The organism is Parafrankia elaeagni, assembly GCF_000374165.1.
Lineage (GTDB): Bacteria > Actinomycetota > Actinomycetes > Frankiales > Frankiaceae > Parafrankia > Parafrankia elaeagni.
In genome coordinates, this window is sequence record NZ_KB893764.1 from 1 (window position 1) to 18,914 (window position 18,914).

The window sequence follows — 18,914 nt, forward strand, 5'->3', positions numbered from 1 at the left end:
GTTTGCGGCGGGGGCGGATGGTACGGGGTGGGGTGAGGGTGTGGGGGTGCTGTTGGTGGAGCGGCTTTCTGATGCCCGCAGGTTGGGTCATCCGGTGTTGGCGGTGGTGGCGGGGAGTGCGGTGAATCAGGATGGTGCGTCGAATGGGTTGACGGCGCCGAACGGTCCGTCGCAGCAGCGGGTGATTCGGCAGGCGTGGGCGAGTGCGGGTGTTACCGGGCCGGATGTGGATGTGGTGGAGGCGCANGGGACGGGCACGGTGTTGGGGGATCCGATCGAGGCGCAGGCGTTGCTGGCGACCTATGGTCAGGGTCGGCCGGAGGGCCGGCCGTTGTGGTTGGGGTCGGTGAAGTCGAACATCGGTCATACCCAGGCCGCGGCCGGGGTGGCCGGGATCATCAAGACGGTGCTGGCGATGCGCCATGGGCAGCTGCCGGCGACGTTGCATGTGGATGCGCCGTCCGAGCGGGTGGACTGGTCGGCGGGTGCGGTGTCGCTGCTGACGGAGTCGCGTCCCTGGCCGGTGTGGGAGGGTCGTCCTCGCCGGGCGGGGGTGTCGTCGTTCGGGATCAGTGGGACCAACGCCCACGTCATCCTCGAATCCCCCCCACCGGTACCCGCCCCGACGACCGACATCGCTCCCGCCGCCGGGCCGCCGGTCCTGCCCGTCGTGGTGACCGCGCGGACCGAGACGGCGCTGCGCCGCAGGGCCAGCGGCCTGCGTGACCAGCTGCCCGACGGGGCCGATCTCGCCACGATCGCCCGGTCGCTGACCACCCGCGACGCGATGGTCCACCGCGCGGTCGTCCTCGCCGGCGACCGGGACGACCTCCACCGCGAACTGACCGCGCTCGCCGAGGGCGCGGGGGCGATCAGCGGTGTGGCCGTCGAGGGTCGGTTGGGGCTCGTGTTCACCGGTCAGGGTGCGCAGCGGGTTGGTATGGGTCGGGGGTTGTACGNGGCGTTTCCGGTGTTTGCGGCGGCGTTCGACGAGGTGTGTGCGCTGTTGGATCCGCATTTGGACCGTTCGGTGCGGGAGGTGGTCGAGGGCGATCCGGAGGTGTTGGAGCAGACCGGGTGTGCGCAGCCGGCGTTGTTCGCGGTGGAGGTGGCGCTGCTCGGTTTGCTGAGGCATTGGGGGGTTCGTCCGGAGGTGGTGGCGGGGCATTCGATTGGTGAGGTGTCGGCGGCGTACGCGGCGGGGGTGTTGAGCCTGGCGGATGCGTCGGTGCTGGTGGCGGCGCGGGGCCGGTTGATGCAGGGGCTGCCGCCGGGTGGGGGGATGCTCGCGATCGGCGCCGGTGAGGCGGAGGTACTCGCCGCGCTGTCGGCGCGGGGTCTGGTCGTCGATGTCGCGGCGGTCAACGGGCCAGCCTCGGTCGTGCTGTCCGGTCCGCACGCGGTGTTGGACCAGGTGGCGGTCCTCGCCGATGAGCACGGCTGGCGGAACCGGCGGTTGTCGGTCAGTCATGCGTTTCATTCGGTCTTGATGGAGCCGATGCTGGCCGAGTTCGAGGCGGTGGTGCGTGGCCTGACGTTCACCGACCCGGCTCTGCCCGCGGTCTCGACAGTGTCCGGCGCTGCGGTCGCATCAGGCGAGTGGTCGGATCCGGGGTACTGGGTGGCCCAGGTACGCCGTCCGGTGCGTTTCGCCGACGCCGTCCAGACCATGACAGACCTCGGCGTGACCCGGTTCCTGGAAGTCGGCCCGGACGGGATCCTCACCGCGATGGTGCAGGACGCCGCGCCCGAGGTGGTCGCGGTGGCGGCCTCGCGCCGGGATCGCGACGAGGTCGCCACCGTCCTGGCGGCGGTCGGCGAGCTGTTCGTGCACGGCGCCGACGTCGACTGGGCCGTCATGATCGGTGGTGGTGGTTTCGTTGAGCTGCCGACCTACCCCTTCCAGCACGAGCGGTTCTGGCCCCGGCGGCGGTCCGGCGCGGGGGGAGACCCAGCGGGGCTCGGACTCGGTGCCACGGGGCATCCGCTGCTGGGCGCGGCTGTCGAGCTACCCGGCTCAGCTGTCCTGGTGTTCACCGGATCGCTCGCGGTCACCACGCACCCGTGGCTCGCCGACCACACGGTGCTGGGCCGGACGGTGGTCCCTGGCACAGCCCTGCTGGACATGGCCATGACCGCCGGCCGAAGCGTCGGGCTGCTGCGGGTGGAGGAGCTTCTGCTGCAGGCCCCGCTCGTGCTTCCGGACGGGGCTGGCGTGGCGCTGCGGGTGACCGTGGGAGACGACGGGGATGACCGACGCCGTCCGGTGACGGTGCATTCACGCAACGATGACGCAGGTGCCTGGGTGGTGCACGCGACCGGCATGCTGGCCACCGACGACGTGGCCACCGGCGACGTGGTCGACGACGACGCGGACCTGGTGGTCTGGCCGCCGCGCGGGGCCGTGGAGGTCGACGTCACGGCCGCCTACGACGACCTGGCCTCGGCCGGGCTGGGCTACGGACCGGCCTTCCGCGGCTTGCGGCGGCTGTGGCGGCGCGGCGACGAGGCGTTCGCCGAGATTCGCACGGAGGGCAGTGGGGACGGTTTCGCGCTGCACCCGGCCCTCCTGGACGCCGTCCTGCATGCCATCGCACCGTCGGCGCTGATGACCGCGGCGGACACCGCCGCGCGGTTGCCGTTCGCCTTCACCGGTGTCGGCCTCCGGGACGCCGGTGCATCGGAGCTGCGGGTCCGGTTGACGGCGGACGGCGAGTCGGTGCGGCTGGACCTGGCCGACGGGTCGGGCCTGCCGGTGGGGCGGATCGACGGCCTGGCGCTGCGTCCGCTCGCCGTCGACGAGCTCCCCACCGACGATCCGGCCCTCTTCACGATGACGTGGGTCCCGCAGGAGATCGGGGCCGGGGCCGGCGGTACCGGGACCGGCAGGCCCGGCATCGGCGGGGACGAGACCTGGTCGTTGCTGTCGCTCGGAGAGCCGCTGCCCGACCTGTCGGTCACCCCGGCGGTCACCCCGCCGGTCCTGCTCCTGGACTGCACGGCCCCCGCACCGCTCACCGCGCGGGCGGTCGGCGACAGGACCGGTGCCGCGCTGGCCACCCTCCAGGCCTGGCTCGCCGATCCCGAGTGGGGCGACACCCGGCTGCTCGTACTCACCTCCGGCGCGGTCGCCGCGCGGACCGGCGAGGAGCTGCCGGGCCTGGCCAGCGCCGCGATCTGGGGTCTGATGCGCAGCGCCCAGGCGGAACACCCCGGCCGGATCCTCCTGGTGGACACCGACGGGAGCCCGCGGGCCCGCGGGCTGCTGCCGGCGATCGTCGAGGCCGGCCATCCCCAGTCCGCGATCCGTGCCGACGCCGTCTCGGTGCCCCGCCTGGCAGCGCAGTCCCAGCCGCAGTCCCAGCCGCAGTCGCAGTCGCAACCGCGGGCGGCCGGCGCTGCGGCGGCGGTGTTCGGCGAGGCGACCGTGGTCGTGACCGGCGCCACCGGAGCGTTGGGCGCAGCCCTCGCCCGCCACCTCGTCACGACACACGGTCTGCGGGATCTGCTCCTGATCAACCGCCGGGGGTGGACGGCGCCCGGCGCGGCGGACCTGGTGGGCGAGCTGCGCGCGACCGGTGCCCGGGTGGAGCTGGCGGCATGCGACCTCGCCGACGCGGACGCGGTTCGCCGGGTGCTGGCGGATCGGGAGGTCAGCGCGATCGTGCACGCCGCGGGTGTCACCGACGACGCCGTGCTCACCTCACTCACCCGCGAGCGGCTCGACGCGGTGCTGCACGCCAAGGTCGACGCGGTCCTGAACCTGGAGGCGGCGACCGCCGGGCAGACGCTGAGCGCCTTCGTCGTGTTCTCCTCCGTCGCGGGCATCCTCGGCAACCCGGGCCAGGGCAACTACGCCGCCGCGAACACCTTCCTGGACGCCTTCGCCGCGCACCGCCGCGCCGCCGGCCGGCCGGGCCTCTCGCTCGCCTGGGGCCTGTGGGCCGCTGACGGCGGCATAGGCGGCGCCCTGAGCGGCACCGATCGGACCCGCATGCGCCGCGGTGGCGTCCTCGCGCTGGAGACCGAGCGCGCACTCGGTCTGTTCGACACGGCCTGCGGGACGGATGCGGCGCTGCTGGTACCCGTCGGGCTGGACCTGCCCGCGCTGCGCCAGGCCGGCGCGGCCGCGGGGCTGCCGCCGGTGCTCGCCGGGCTCGTGCCGACGTCCGCCCGGCGCGCGGTGAAGCCGGCCGACCAGCGGGACCGCTCCTTCGTCCGCCAGCTTGCCGCGCTCTCCGTCGCCGAGCAGAGCCGCACCCTGCTCGTGCTGGTGCGCAACCACGTCGCGGCGGTGCTCAGCCTGGCGAGCCCGTCCGAGGTGGACGACAGCCAGGCCTTCCAGGAGCTGGGCTTCGACTCGCTCACCGCGGTGGAGCTGCGGAACCGGCTCGCCGCCGACACCGGCCACCGGCTGCCGCCCACCCTCGTCTTCGACCACCCGACGCCGTCGGCCCTCGCCGAGCACCTGCGCGTGGCGCTGGCCCCCGACGACGCCTCGGCCGATCGGGCGCTGCTCGCGGAGCTGGACCGGCTGGAGGCCAGCATCGCCGGCCACGGGCCCAGCGACGCCACCCGGACCAGGGTCGCGTTGCGGCTGCAGGCACTGCTCGCCACGTGGAACGCCGTGCCCGCGACCGGCAACGGCAACGGTGACGGTGACGGCGACGGCGACGCCGATCTGGTGGCGGCCAGCGACGACGAACTGTTCAGCCTGCTTGACAACGAACTCGGCGCCAGCTGACGCGCCAGCTGACGTGCCGTCTGATCACACGATCGCCCAGGGACACAGGGGAGCTGGCGGGACATGGACACCGAAGAGAAGCTTCGCGACTACCTCAAGCGGGCCACCGCCGACCTCCGACAGGCCCGGCGCAACCTCGTCGAGGTGCAGGAGAAGGCGCACGAGCCGGTCGCGGTCGTCGGCATGGCCTGTCGTTTCCCCGGCGGCGTCGCCTCGCCGGAGGACCTCTGGGCCGTCGTCCGCGACGGTGTCGACACGATCGGCCCGTTCCCCACCGACCGCGGCTGGGCGGTCGAGGGCGACTTCGTCCACGAGGGGGGCTTCCTCTACGACGCGGCCGAGTTCGACGCGGCGCTGTTCGGCGTCTCGCCGCGTGAGGCGCTGGCGATGGATCCGCAGCAGCGGCTGCTGCTCGAGACGACCTGGGAGGCGCTGGAACGCGCCGGTGTCGACCCGCTCGGGCTGAAGGGCAGCCGTACCGGCGTCTTCGCCGGCATCATGTACCACGACTACGGCCAGCGTCTCGCCGCCCTGCCCGAGGGGGCCGAGGGGTATCTCGCGACGGGAACCGCCGGCAGTGTGGTGTCGGGGCGGGTCGCCTACACGTTCGGTCTCGAGGGGCCGGCGATCACGGTCGACACGGCGTGTTCGTCGTCGCTGGTGGCACTGCACCTGGCGGTGCAGTCGCTGCGGCGGGGCGAGTGCGACCTCGCGGTCGCCGGCGGGGTGACCGTGATGGCCAACCCCGACACGTTCGTCGAGTTCAGCCGGCAGGGCGGGCTCGCCGGTGACGGCCGCTGCAAGGCCTTCTCCGCGCGGGCCGACGGCACCGGCTGGTCCGAGGGCGCGGCCGTCCTGCTGGTGGAACGGCTCTCCGACGCCCGCCGGCACAACCATCACGTGCTCGCGGTGGTGCGGGGGACGGCCGTCAACCAGGACGGAGCGTCCAACGGCCTGACCGCGCCCAACGGTCCCTCCCAGCAGCGGGTGATCGTGCAGGCCCTCGCCGACGCCCGCCTCACCGCGGACCAGGTCGACGTGGTCGAGGGCCACGGCACCGGTACCCGGCTGGGTGACCCGATCGAGGCGCAGGCGCTCTTCGCCACCTACGGGCGGGACCGGCCGGCCGAACGTCCGCCGCTGTGGCTCGGGTCGGTCAAGTCGAACCTCGGGCACACCCAGGCCGCCGCCGGCATCGCCGGACTCATCAAGATGATCCAGGCGATGCGGCACGGCGTGCTGCCGAAGACGCTGCACGCCGAGGATGCCTCGCCCCACATCGACTGGTCGCCGGGCACCGTCTCGCTGCTGACCGAGCAGCGCGACTGGGCGAGCGCCGGCGACCCGCGCCGCGCGGCGGTCTCCTCGTTCGGTTTCAGCGGGACCAACGCCCATGTGATCCTGGAAGAGGCGCCCGCCACGCCTCCCGCCACGCCTCTTGCCGTCGAGGCTCCCACCGTCTCTCCCGCGGTGGAGACCGCGGTGGAGACCGCGGTGCCGCTGCTCGTGTCGGCCGTGGACGAACCCGGGCTGCGCGACCAGGCGGCCCGCCTCGCCGCGTTCCTCGGCGAACGGTCGATCGCGGACATCGGATACTCACTCACCCACCGGGCGGCCCTGCGGGCGCGGGCGGTCGCGGTGGACCCGGCGGGGCTCGGCTCGGTCGCCTCCGGGGTGCCGTCGGCCGAGGTCGTCTCCGGTTCGGTGGTGCCCTCGAGCGGCGTGGTGTTCGTCTTCCCCGGGCAGGGCGGGCAGTGGGCGGGCATGGCGGTCGACCTGCTCGACTCCTCGGAGGTGTTCGCCGGGCGGATGGCCGAGTGCGACGCCGCGCTGCGCGAGTTCGTCGACTTCTCGGTGCTGGACCTGCTGCGCACCCGGGCCGAACTGGACCGGGTGGAGGTGGTGCAGCCGCTGCTCTGGGCCGTGATGGTGTCGCTCGCCGCCTGGTGGGAGTCGTTCGGTGTGCGTCCGGACGCGGTGGTCGGCCACTCCCAGGGCGAGATCGCCGCCGCCGTGGTGGCCGGGGCGCTGTCGCTGCGGGAGGGCGCCAAGGTGGTGGCGCTGCGCAGTGCCGCCCTGGGCGGACTCGACGGTGACGGCGCGATGGTCTCGGTCGGGGCCCCGGTCGACACGGTGCGAGAGTGGCTCGCGGGGCAGCCGGCCCTCGACATCGCGGCCGTGAACGGGCCCGCCCAGGTCGTGGTCGCCGGGGACCGGGCCGCCGCGCTCGCGTTCGTGGCCCAGCGTGAGGCCGAGGGCGTCCGCGCCCGGCTGATCGACGTCGACTACGCGTCACACTCACCGCAGGTGGAGCAGGTACGGGAGCGCATCGTCGCCGAGCTGGCGGAGGTCACCGGTGTACCGCCGACGGTGTCCTGGTACTCGACGGTGACCGGCGAGCCGGTCACCGAGGCGGTCGGCGGGGACTACTGGTACCGCAACCTGCGGCAGACCGTGCGGTTCGCGCCCGCGGTCGAACGGCTGCTGGCGGACGGCGTCCGGCGCTTCGCCGAGGTGAGCCCGCATCCGGTGCTCACCTTCGCGGTGGAGCAGGTCGCGGCCGAGACCGGACCGGTCGCGGTGTGGGGCACCCTGCGCCGTGGTGAGGACGGCCCCGCCGCCCGGCTGCGGTCCCTCGCCCAGGCCTGGACCAGGGGCGCCCCGGTCGACTGGTCGGCGTGGTTCGCCGGCACCGGCGCCCGGCGGCTGCTCGACCTGCCCACGTACGCCTTCCGGCGCGAGCACTACTGGCTCGAGTCCGGGCGGGTCGCCGGCGACCTGGCAGGCGCCGGGCTGTCCGACCCGGACCACGCCGTGCTCGGCGCCGCCGTGGCGCTGCCCGACCGCGACGCCGTCGTCTTCACCGGACGGCTCTCGCTCGCGGACCAGCCGTGGCTGACCGACCATGTCGTGTTCGGTACCGCGCTCGTGCCCGGCGCGGCGCTCGTCGAGCTGGCGCTGCGTGCCGGGGAGTGGACCGACGCCCCGGTCGTCGAGGAGCTGGTCCTGCAGGCTGCACTGGCCCTCCCCGAGCACGGCGGCGTCCACCTCCGGGTGACCGCCGGCGAGCCGGCGCCCGGGGACGGCCGCCGGGCCGTGACCATCCACTCCCGCCCCGAGGACGGCGACGACCTGCCCTGGACGCTGCACGCCACCGGCGTCCTCCGCCCCGGCTCGGTCGCGGCCGCCACCTCGGTCGCGGTCGCCGCCTCGGTCGAAGCCGCGCCGGCCGACTGGGCGTCGACCGACTGGCCCCCGCGCGACGCGGAGCAGGTCGACGCCGCCGCCCTCTACGAGAAACTGGCCGGCGAGGGTCTCACCTACGGCCCGGTGTTCCAGGGCCTGCAGCGGGCCTGGCTGCGCGGTCCCGACCTGTTCGCCGAGATCAGGCTGGACGAGCCGGTGACGGGCTTCGGCATCCATCCGGCCCTCTTCGACGCCGCGCTGCATGCCGCCGCCGCCCAGGCACCCGGGCCGGACGCGGCTCCGGAGTCAGGACCCGGCGCGGGCGCAGACGCAGGCGCGGGCGCGGGCGCCGTGAGACTGCCGTTCGTCTTCTCCGGAGTACGCCTGCAGGCCGTGGACGCCACGGCCCTGCGCGTCCGGCTGACCCCCGGCGACGTCACTGACACCATCCGGTTGACCGCCACCGACGAGGCGGGACTGCCGGTCATCGAGGTCGAGGCGCTGACCGTCCGCGCGGTCACTCCCGCCCAGCTGCCCGCGGCCAGCAGTGCGGGTGCCAGCAGTGCCGGCGCCGGCTCCCTGCTGGTGCTCGACTGGCTGCCCGCCGACACCGGGCTGCCCGCCGACACCGGGCTGCCGGCCGAGGCTGGGCAGGCAGTCGACGCCGGGCAGCCGGCGGCGGACGGCGCCTGGGCGACGGTCAGCCTGGCGGACGGGCTGAGCACGGTGAGCGGGGCGGCGCCCGCCTTCCTCGTGCTCGACTGTGTGCGCGACGGCGTCAGCGCCTCAGAAGCCACCGCCGCCTCAGAAACCACCGCCGCTTCGGAGGCGACCGAACCGGACGTCGTCGACGCGGACAGCGTCCGGGCGCGCACCGCCGCGGTGCTGGCCGCGCTCCAGGAGTTCGTGACCGACGAACAGTGGGCGCGGACCCGGCTCGTCGTGGTCACCGAGGGCGCGGTCGCCGCCCGTGCGGCCGACACCGTGCCGGGCATCGCCGACGCCGCGCTCTGGGGGCTGGTGCGATCCGCACAGTCCGAGAACCCTGGCCGGATCGCCATCGTCGACGTCGACGAACCGTCCGCGCGGGACCTGGTCCCCTCCGTGGTCGCCGCCGGCCACCTACAGGCCGCACTCCGCGGCGGCGCCGCACTGGTGCCCAGGCTCGTGCAGGCCACCGCGGCGAGTGACACAGCACCGTCGCTGAGCGACGCTGGCCAGCCGGCGAGCGACGCCGAAAGGCCCTTCGGCGCTGGCACGGTGGTCCTCACCGGTGCGACCGGCCAGCTCGGCGTGCTTCTGGCGAAGCATCTCGTCGCCCGGCACGGGGTCCGGGACCTGCTGCTGCTCAGCCGCCGGGGCGGCGGCGCCCCCGGCGGCCCGGAGCTCGTGCGGGACCTCACTGAGGCAGGTGCCACGGCCCGGCTGATCGCCTGCGACGTCGCCGACCGGTCCGCGCTCGCGGACGCGCTCGACGGCGTCGACGTGTCCGCCGTCATCCACACCGCCGGCGTGCTGGACGACGCCATGATGATCTCGCTGACCCCCGGGCGGCTCGACACCGTACTCCGGGCCAAGGTCGACGCCGTCCTCAACCTGCACGCGGCCACCGCGGGCCGGCGGATCCGGGCCTTCGTCACCTTCTCCTCGGCCGCCGGCACCCTGGGCAACCCCGGGCAGGCCAACTACGCAGCCGCCAACGCGTTCCTCGACGCGTTCACCGCCTACCGGCGGGTCCGCGGCCTGCCGGCCACCTCGCTCGCCTGGGGTCTCTGGGAGACCGAGTCCGGCATGGCCGGTGAGCTGAGCGAGGCCGACCGCCAGCGCATGCGGCGCGGTGGCGTCCTCGCGCTCACCGCCGAGCAGGGTCTCGCCCTGTTCGACGCCGCGCTGGCGGCCGACCTGGGGGCGAGTGTCCCGATCGCGCTCAGCCTGCCGGCGCTGCGTGCCACCGCCGAGACCGGCATGCTGCCCACCGTCCTGAGCGGGCTGGTCCGCACCGGACCGCGCAGGGCCACCGGCCCCGCCGACACGACCGCGCTCGCCCAGCGCCTCGCCGGCCGCTCCGAGGCCGAGCGGGAGCAGACGCTGTTCGAACTGATCCGCGCCAACGCCGCCACCGTCCTCGGTCACGCGGCCGGCACGACGATCGACCGCAACCAGGCCTTCCGCGACCTCGGCTTCGACTCGCTCACCGCCGTCGAGCTGCGCAACCGCCTCCAGTTCGCCACGGGCCTGGCCCTGCCGGCGACGCTGGTCTTCGACTATCCCAACGCCCACACCCTGGCCAGGTATCTGCTCTCCCAGGTGGACGGAGACCAGGAACGGGCCGTGGTGGCGGCCCCCGCCGGCCATGACGACGACCCGGTCGTCGTGGTCGGCATGGCGTGCCGCTTCCCGGGTGGAGTGGCCTCGCCGGAGGACTTCTGGCGGGTGCTCCACGGCGGAGTCGACGCGATCGGCGGCTTCCCGGTCGACCGCGGCTGGGCGGTCGAGGGCGACTTCGTCCACGAGGGGGGNTTCCTCTACGACGCGGCCGAGTTCGACGCGGCGCTGTTCGGCGTCTCGCCGCGTGAGGCGCTGGCGATGGATCCGCAGCAGCGGCTGCTGCTCGAGACGACCTGGGAGGTCTTCGAACGCGCCGGACTCGACCCGACGGGTCTGCGGGGCAGCCGTACCGGTGTCTTCGCCGGCGTCATGTACCACGACTACGGCACGCAGCTGCGATCGATGCCCGACGGGGTCGAGGGGTATCTCGCGACGGGAACCGCCGGCAGTGTGGTGTCGGGGCGGGTCGCCTACACGTTCGGTCTCGAGGGGCCGGCGATCACGGTGGACACGGCGTGTTCGTCGTCGCTGGTGGCGTTGCATCTGGCGGTGCAGTCGCTGCAACGCGGCGAGTGCGACCTCGCGGTGGCCGGCGGTGTGACCGTGATGGCCAACCCCGGCACGTTCGTCGAGATCAGCCGGCAGGGCGCGATGGCCGCCGATGCGCGCTGCAAGCCGTTCGCCGCCGCCGCCGACGGCTCGAGCTGGGCGGAGGGCGTCGGCGTGCTCCTGGTGGAGCGACTGCGCGACGCCCGGCGCCACGGCCACCAGGTTCTCGCGGTGGTGCGCGGCACGGCCGTCAACCAGGACGGTGCCAGCAACGGCCTGACCGCGCCCAACGGCCCGTCCCAGCAGCGGGTGATCCGGGCCGCGCTCGCGCAGGCCGGCCTCGGCACCCGGGACGTCGACGCCGTTGAGGCGCACGGCACGGGCACCCGGCTCGGCGACCCGATCGAGGCCCAGGCGCTCTTCGCCACCTATGGCCAGGGCCGCCCGGCCGAGCGCCCGCTGTGGCTCGGGTCGGTCAAGTCGAACCTCGGACACACCCAGGCCGCCGCCGGCATCGCCGGGCTGATCAAGATGATCCTGGCGATCCGGCACGGCATCCTGCCGCAGACGCTGCACGTCGACGCGCCCTCGCCGCACATCGACTGGTCGCCCGGCACCGTCGCGCTGCTCACCGAGCGGCGGGAGTGGCCGCGGCTCGACCGCCCCCGCCGGGCGGGCGTCTCCTCCTTCGGGATCAGCGGCACCAACGCCCACGTGATCATCGAACAGCCGGCGGAGACCCGGGACGAACCCACGATCGAGGAGAGCCTTCCCCTCGTGCCGTTGCTGGTGTCGGCTCATGATCTCGGTGGGCTGCGGGGCCAGGCGGCGCGGCTGGAGGCGTTCCTGCGTCAGCGGCCCGAGGTGCCGCTGACGGCGGTCGGCGCGGGGCTGACCCGGCGCGCCGCGCTGGCACACCGGGCGGTGGCACTCGGCCCGGCCGGGCTGCGGGCGCTGGCCGACGGCACACCCTCGGCCGACGTGGTCTCCGGCGTCGCCGGCCCCGCGGGTGGGACGGTGTTCGTCTTCCCGGGCCAGGGCGGCCAGTGGGCGGGCATGGCGGCGAATCTGCTGGACAGCTCGCCCGCGTTCGCCGCCCGGCTGCGCGAGTGCGACGCGGCGCTGGCGGAGTTCGTGGACTTCTCCGTCGAGCGGGTGCTGCGCCAGGAACCGGACACGCCGTCGCTGGAGCTGATCGAGGTCGTGCAGCCGGTGCTCTTCACGGTGATGGTCTCGCTCGCCGCCTGGTGGGACGCGCACGGCGTGCGGCCCGCCGCGGTGGTCGGCCACTCCCAGGGCGAGATCGCGGCCGCCGTGGTGGCCGGGGCGCTGTCGCTGCGGGACGGGGCCCTGGCGGTCGCACTGCGCAGCAAGGCGCTGAGCGGGCTGGCAGGGGCCGGCATGATGGCGTCGATCGCGGCGCCCCTCGACACGGTGCGGGCCCGGATCGAGGAGTACGCCGGCCGGCTGGAGATCGCGGGCGTGAACGGCCCCTCGTCGGTGGTCATCGCCGGCTCCGTCGACGCGGCGCGGGAGCTGCTCGCCCGGTTCGAGAGCGAGGGCGTGCGGGCACGGCAGATCAAGTCGAGCGTGGCGGGCCACTCCGCCCAGGTCGAGGCGGTCCGTGAGCGGGTGCTGGCGGAGCTGGCACCGGCCCGGATCGTGCCTGGCCGGGTGCCATGGTACTCCACGGTGACCGGCGAGCCGATGACCGTCCCCGCCGACGCGGGCTACCGGGACGGGGCCTACTGGTACGACAACCTCCGCAGGCCGGTGCTCTTCGCGCCGGTGCTGCAGCGCCTGCTCGCGGACGGCTACCGCCACTTCGTCGAGGTCAGTGCCCACCCGGTGCTGAGCGTCGCGTTGCAGGAGACGGTGGAGGCCGAGGACATCGGCGAGGTGGCCTACGTCGGGACACTGCGCCGCGGCGAGGACGACGCGAGGCGGGAGGCGCTCACCCTGGCGCAGGCGCATGTGGCGGGTATCCCCGTCGACTGGTCCACGGTCCTGCCGGGGCGGGGCGCCTGGCGGCTGTCCGAGCTGCCGACGTACCCCTTCCAGCGGCAGCACTTCTGGCTGACCGACGACCCGGCCGCGCAGACGCCGGCGGGCGACGCGGACGACGCGGGATTCTGGTCGGCGGTGGAGGCGGCGGACATGGCCACGCTGACCGGGCAGCTCGGCGTTGACGAGGACGCGCTCGCCGCCGTCCTGCCCGCGCTGGCGACCTGGCGGCGGGCGGGCCGGGACCGGTCGACCGTGGACTCCTGGCGGTACCGGGTGGCGTGGCGGCCGGTGCCCGAGCCCGAGCCCGCCCGTCTCGCCGGCACCTGGCTCCTCCTGACCACGGGTGACGCCGGTGACGACGCCGCCTGGCTCGGTGAGGTGCTGCGTGACCACGGCGCCGAGGCCGCGGTCCTGAGCGTCGACGGCGCGGCCGACCGTGACGCGCTGACCAGCCGACTGTTCGAATGGTCGGCGGACGCTGGCCGGCCCGCGGGGGTCGTGCTGCTGGTGACCGGCGCAGACGGGGCGGCGACACCCGACGTGCCCGCGGACGTCGCCCGGACCCTCGTCGCCACGCAGGCTCTCGACGACGCCGGCATCGACGCCCCGCTGTGGATCGTCACCCGCGGTGCGGTGGCGGCCGTCCCGTCCGACCCGCCCGCCGGGATGGCGCCGGCGGAGGTGTGGGGGCTGGGCCGGGTGATCGGCCTGGAGTACCCCGAGCGCTGGGGCGGCCTGCTCGACCTGCCGACCGACGTCGACGCGCGGACGGCCGACCGGGTCGCCGCCGTCCTCGCCGGACTCGACGACGAGGACCAGATCGCGGTGCGCCCCACCGGCGTCCTGGCCCGCCGCCTGGTGCCGGCACCTGCGCCGGCGCCGGTGCCGGGACCGGGACCGGCCGCGGAGCAGGGAAGCGACTGGCAGCCCGCCGGCACGGTCCTCGTCACCGGTGGCACCGGGGCACTCGGTGGGCACGTCGCCCGCTGGGCGGCCGGGGCCGGCGCCGAGCACCTCGTGCTCACCAGCCGGCGGGGCGAGGCCGCGCCGGGCGCGGCGGAACTGGCCGAGGAGCTGCGCGCGCTCGGCGCCAGGGTGACCGTCGCCGCCTGCGACACCGCCGACCGCGCCCAGGTCGCGCAGCTGCTGGCCCGGCTGGCCGAGCAGGGCGAGCCGGTGCGGTCCGTCGTGCACGCGGCCGGGACGCTCGCCCCGACGCCGCTGGCCGAGGCCACCCTGGACGAGCTGGCGGCGACCCGGTCCGGCAAGGTGGCCGGCGCGGTCCACCTGCTCGAGCTGCTCGACCCCGAGCTGCTCGACGCAGTGGTCCTCTTCTCCTCCAACGCCGGCGTGTGGGGCAGCGCGCGACAGGGGACGTACGCCGCCGCCAACGCGGCGCTCGACGCGCTCGCCGAGCAGGCCCGCGGGTGTGGCCTGCCGGTGACCTCGATCGCGTGGGGTTTCTGGGCGGGTGCCGGCATGGTCGCCGAGACGGGCGGTGAGGAGTACATGCGGCGGCGTGGTCTGCGTGGCATGGACCCGGTCCAGGCCGTCACGGCGATGCGGCACGCGGTCGGCGCGGGCGAGACGTTCCTCGCGGTCGCCGACATCGACTGGTCGGTGTTCGCGCCCGCGTTCGCCATCGCGCGGCGCCGCCCGCTCATCGAGGACCTGCCCGAGGTCCGGCGGCTTCGCGCCACCGAGACCGCCACGCCGGTCGACGCGGACGTGGCCGCGCAGCTGCGGCGGCGGGTGGCCGCCGCGCCGCCGCACGAGCACGAGGAGCTCATGCTGGAACTGGTCCGGGCCCACGCCGCCGCCGTTCTGGGGTATCCCGGCCCGGAGGCGATCGACCCGGGCCGGCCGTTCCGGGAATTCGGTTTCGACTCGCTCACCGCGGTCGATTTCCGTAACAGGCTCAAGGTGGCGACCGGTCTCGCGCTGCCGGCCACCCTGGTGTTCGACCACCCGTCTCCCCGGGCGGTGGCGCAGTTCGTGCGGGCGGAATTCGGCGCGGGAATGGTGAATCCGGCGGAATCGGTGCTGGCCGGCCTCGACGAGGTGGAGGCCGTGCTGGCGGCGGCCGGCGCCGAGGACGAGGCCGCCCGCCTTCGCATCACCATGCGACTGCAGGGCCTGCTGGCCAGGTGGACGGAGGCGCAGGACGACACCGGAGCCGCCGCCGCCGGAGCGGCCACCGTGGCGGACCAGCTGAACTCCGCCAGCGCGGACGAGATCTTCGATTTCATCGACAAGGAGCTGGGCGTCTCCTAGGAATTCTCGACTGAACTGGTATCGCCTGGCCCGGAGCCGGTGGTAAACATTGTTCCCGCCGGCTCCAGTGGGCTTATGAAATGCTTGTGTTCGCTGCTGTGTGAATCGGGCCGACCACGGGGTGCTAGGGGCGCGCTAGGGGTTGTTGCCCACTTGTTTTCTCTCATAGCTTTGCCCCCGCTGGGGAGATTCCGCCCGGCCGCCGGTTTTCGCCAGTGCTGATGGCGTAGTTCCCCGCCGACCCCCCTGTGAGGCCCGAGATGGTGGACCAAGGAAAGCTCCTCGACTATCTCAAGCGGGTGACCGCGGAGCTGCACCAGACGCGGGAGCGACTGCGCGAGGCCGAGTCGACCGATTCCGAACCCATCGCGATCGTCGGCATGAGCTGCCGCTACCCGGGCGGTGTCGCCTCACCGGACGATCTCTGGCGGCTGGTGCACGAGGGCCACGACGGCATCAGCGCCCCGCCGGCGGACCGGGGCTGGGAGTTCGACGCGGTCTTCGACCCGGACCCCGACAGGCCGGGCGCGAGCAACGTCTTCGAGGGTGGCTTCCTGCCCGGCGCGGGCGACTTCGACGCCGCGTTCTTCGACATCAGCCCGCGCGAGGCCATCTCCACGGACCCGCAGCAGCGGCTGGTGCTCGAGGCGGCGTGGGAGGTGTTCGAACGGGCGGGCATCGACCCGCACTCGATGCGGGGCAGCCGCACGGGTGTCTTCGTCGGCTCCAACACCCAGGACTACGCGCGGCTTATCGGCGGCACGCTCCAGGCCGCCGAGGGTTTCCTGGTGACGGGTACGACCGCGGCGGTCATCTCCGGCCGGGTGTCCTACGCGCTGGGCCTCGAAGGCCCCGCCGTCACCATCGACACCGCCTGTTCCTCCTCGCTGGTCGCCCTGCACCTGGCCGCCCAGGCGCTGCGCCAGGACGAGTGCGGCATGGCGCTGGCCGGCGGTGTGACCGTGATGACCACGCCGTCGGCGTTCACCGAGTTCGGCCGGCAGCGCGGGCTCGCCGCCGACGGCCGCTGCAAGGCGTTCGCCGCCGGCGCCGACGGCATCGGGCTCGCCGAGGGCGTCGGGCTGGTGCTGCTCGAACGGCTCTCGCGGGCCCGTCGTCTCGGCCACCCGGTGCTCGGCGTGATCGGCGGCAGCGCCGTGAACCAGGACGGCGCCAGCAACGGCATCTCCGCCCCGAACGGACCGTCGCAGCAACGGGTCATCCGCCAGGCGCTCGCCAACGCGAGGATCTCCGTCGCCGACGTGGACCTCGTCGAGGCGCACGGCACCGGTACCCGCCTCGGCGACCCGATCGAGGCGCAGGCGGTGCTCGCCACCTACGGGCAGGACCGGGCGGCGGACCGGCCGCTCTACCTCGGCTCGCTGAAGTCGAACATCGGCCACACCCAGGCGGCCGCGGGCGTGGCCGGCGTGATGAAGATGGTCCTCGCCATGCGGCACGGCGTGATGCCGCGTTCGCTGCACATCGCCGAGCCCAACCCGCACGTCGACTGGTCGGCCGGCAACGTCCGGCTGCTCACCGAGGAACAGCCGTGGCCGCGCACGGCCGGGCCGCGACGGGCCGGCGTCTCCTCGTTCGGCATCAGCGGCACCAACGTCCACATGATCATCGAGGAGGCGCCCGCCGATCCCGCGCCGGCCCCGGCGACCACCGCGATGAGCGGGCCGGTGCCGGTGGTCCTCTCCGGCCGCGACCCCGACGCGCTGAAGGCACAGGCCCAGCACCTCTACACCTACATCCAGGACCGGCCGCAGATCGACCAGGTCGATCTGACGAACCTCGGCTGGTCCCTCGCCACCGGCCGGGCGCTCCTGGAGCACCGCGCGGTCGTCCTCGCCGAGGACCGCGACACCCTCACCCAGGGCCTGGCCGCCATCGCCGTCGGCGAGCCCGCCCCGGGCCTGGTGCAGGACGTGGCCCAGCGGGGGAAGCTCGCCCTGCTCTTCACCGGGCAGGGCTCGCAGCGCCTCGCGATGGGCCAGCAGCTCCACGCCCGGTTCCCCGAGTTCGCCGCCGCCTTCGACCGGGTCTGCGCCTGCCTCGATCCGCACCTGGACCGGCCGCTGCGGACGGTGCTGCTCGAGGAGCCGGAGCTGCTCGACACCACGGGCTACGCCCAGCCCGCCGTCTTCGCCCTCGAGGTGGCCCTGTTCGAGCAGCTCAGGAGCTGGGGGCTCGCCCCGGACGTGGTCGCCGGCCACTCCATCGGCGAGATCTCGGCCGCCTACGCCGCCGGCGTGCTGGACCTGGCGGACGCCGCCGCGCTGATCGCCGCCCGGGGACGTCTCATGCAGGCGCTCCCGGCCGGCGGGGCGATGCTGGCGGTCCGCGCCTCCGAGGAGCAGGTGCGCGACCTGCTCGCCGGCCTCGCCGGCCTCGACGTCGCTCTCGACGTCGCTGCTGTCAACGGACCCACCTCGGTGGTCGTCTCCGGTGACGGCGCCGGCGTCGACCGGTTCGCGTCCCGCGCCGCCGAGCGGGGCTGGCGGACGAACCGGCTGCGGGTCAGCCACGCCTTCCACTCGGTGCTGATGGAGCCGATGCTGGCGGAGTTCGAGGCGGTGGTCCGCGGGCTGCGCTTCACCGAGCCGGTCATGGCCGCGGTCTCGACCGTCACCGGCCAGCCGGTCCAGGCCGGGCAGTGGACGGACGCGGAGTACTGGGTGAACCAGGTACGCGCGACCGTGCGCTTCGCCGACTCCGTCGCCGCGCTCGACCGGCTGGACGCGGTCCGGTACCTGGAGGTCGGCCCGGACGCGATCCTGACCGCGATGACGCAGGAGGCACTGCCCGACCCGGCCGGCCGCCGCTGCGCGGCCACCCTGCGCCGCGACCACGACGAGGTCCGCACCCTGCTGACCGGGCTCGCCGCGGTGCACACCCACGGCGGCGCCGTCGACTGGTCGGCCCTCTACGCGGGCACCGGCGCGCGGGCGATCGATCTGCCCACCTACCCGTTCCAGCGCCAGGACTTCTGGCCGAAGCCCGACCCGGCGGCCGCCGCCGACGCCGCCGGCCTCGGCCTGCTCGCCGCCGATCACCCGATGGTCGCCGCCGTCGTGTCGCTGGCGGACGCCGACGGCACGGTCTTCACCGGCCGGCTGTCGACGCAGACCCACCCGTGGCTGGCCGACCACGCCGTGCTCGGCACCGCGATCATGCCCGGCACCGCGATGGTGGAACTGGCGCTGCGGGCCGGTGAGCAGGTCGGCACCCCGGTGCTCGACGAACTGACCGTGCAGGCACCCCTCACCGTCCCGGCGACCGGCGGCGTCCAGCTGCAGGTCCTCACCGGCGGCACCGACAGCCACGGCCGCCGCCAGGTCACCGTCCACTCCCGGCGCGAGGACGCCCTCGGTGACGAGCCCTGGACCCTGCACGCCGCCGGCACCCTGAGCAACGAGTCCCGACCGGCGGCCGATCTCACCGAATGGCCTCCCGCGGGGGCGGTTCCGGTGCCGGTGGACGGCTTCTACGAGCGGCTGGCAGGCGTCGGCTTCGGCTACGGCCCGACCTTCCAGGGCCTGCGGCACGCCTGGCGGCACGGCGACGACGTCTACGCCGAGGTGGCCCTGCCCGAAGGCGTCGCCGCCGAGGGCTTCCGGCTGCACCCCGCCCTGCTCGACGCGGCGCTGCACGGTGTCGCCCTCGCCGGCGAGGGCGAGGAGAACCGGCAGGCCAGGATGGCGTTCTCCTGGACCGGCGTCGAGCTGCACGCCGTCGGCGCCACCGCGCTGCGGGTGCGGGTCACCCCGGTCGGCACCGACCGGGTCGGCCTGCTCGCCGTCGACGCGACCGGCGCCCC

General features: G+C 74.5%; 1 protein-coding gene and 5 pseudogenes. All 6 read left to right on the forward strand.

Annotated features, from left to right (window positions below):
• A partial coding sequence (locus B207_RS0127015) for a type I polyketide synthase (protein ID WP_026311498.1) occupies positions 1-4,744 on the forward strand: 4,744 nt, incomplete at its 5' end.
• 81 nt (positions 4,745-4,825) lie between these two features.
• Positions 4,826-7,444 (forward strand): annotated as a pseudogene (locus tag B207_RS43180) (type I polyketide synthase); the annotation flags it as partial.
• 168 nt (positions 7,445-7,612) lie between these two features.
• Positions 7,613-8,452, forward strand: a pseudogene (locus tag B207_RS43185) (polyketide synthase dehydratase domain-containing protein); the annotation flags it as partial.
• 732 nt (positions 8,453-9,184) lie between these two features.
• Positions 9,185-15,088, forward strand: a pseudogene (locus B207_RS43190) (type I polyketide synthase); the annotation flags it as partial.
• Between the two features lie 299 nt (positions 15,089-15,387).
• A pseudogene (locus B207_RS43195) lies at positions 15,388-17,961 on the forward strand (type I polyketide synthase); the annotation flags it as partial.
• A 192-nt stretch (positions 17,962-18,153) separates the two neighbouring features.
• Positions 18,154-18,903: pseudogene (locus tag B207_RS43200) on the forward strand (polyketide synthase dehydratase domain-containing protein); the annotation flags it as partial.
• Positions 18,904-18,914: the final 11 nt, after the last annotated feature.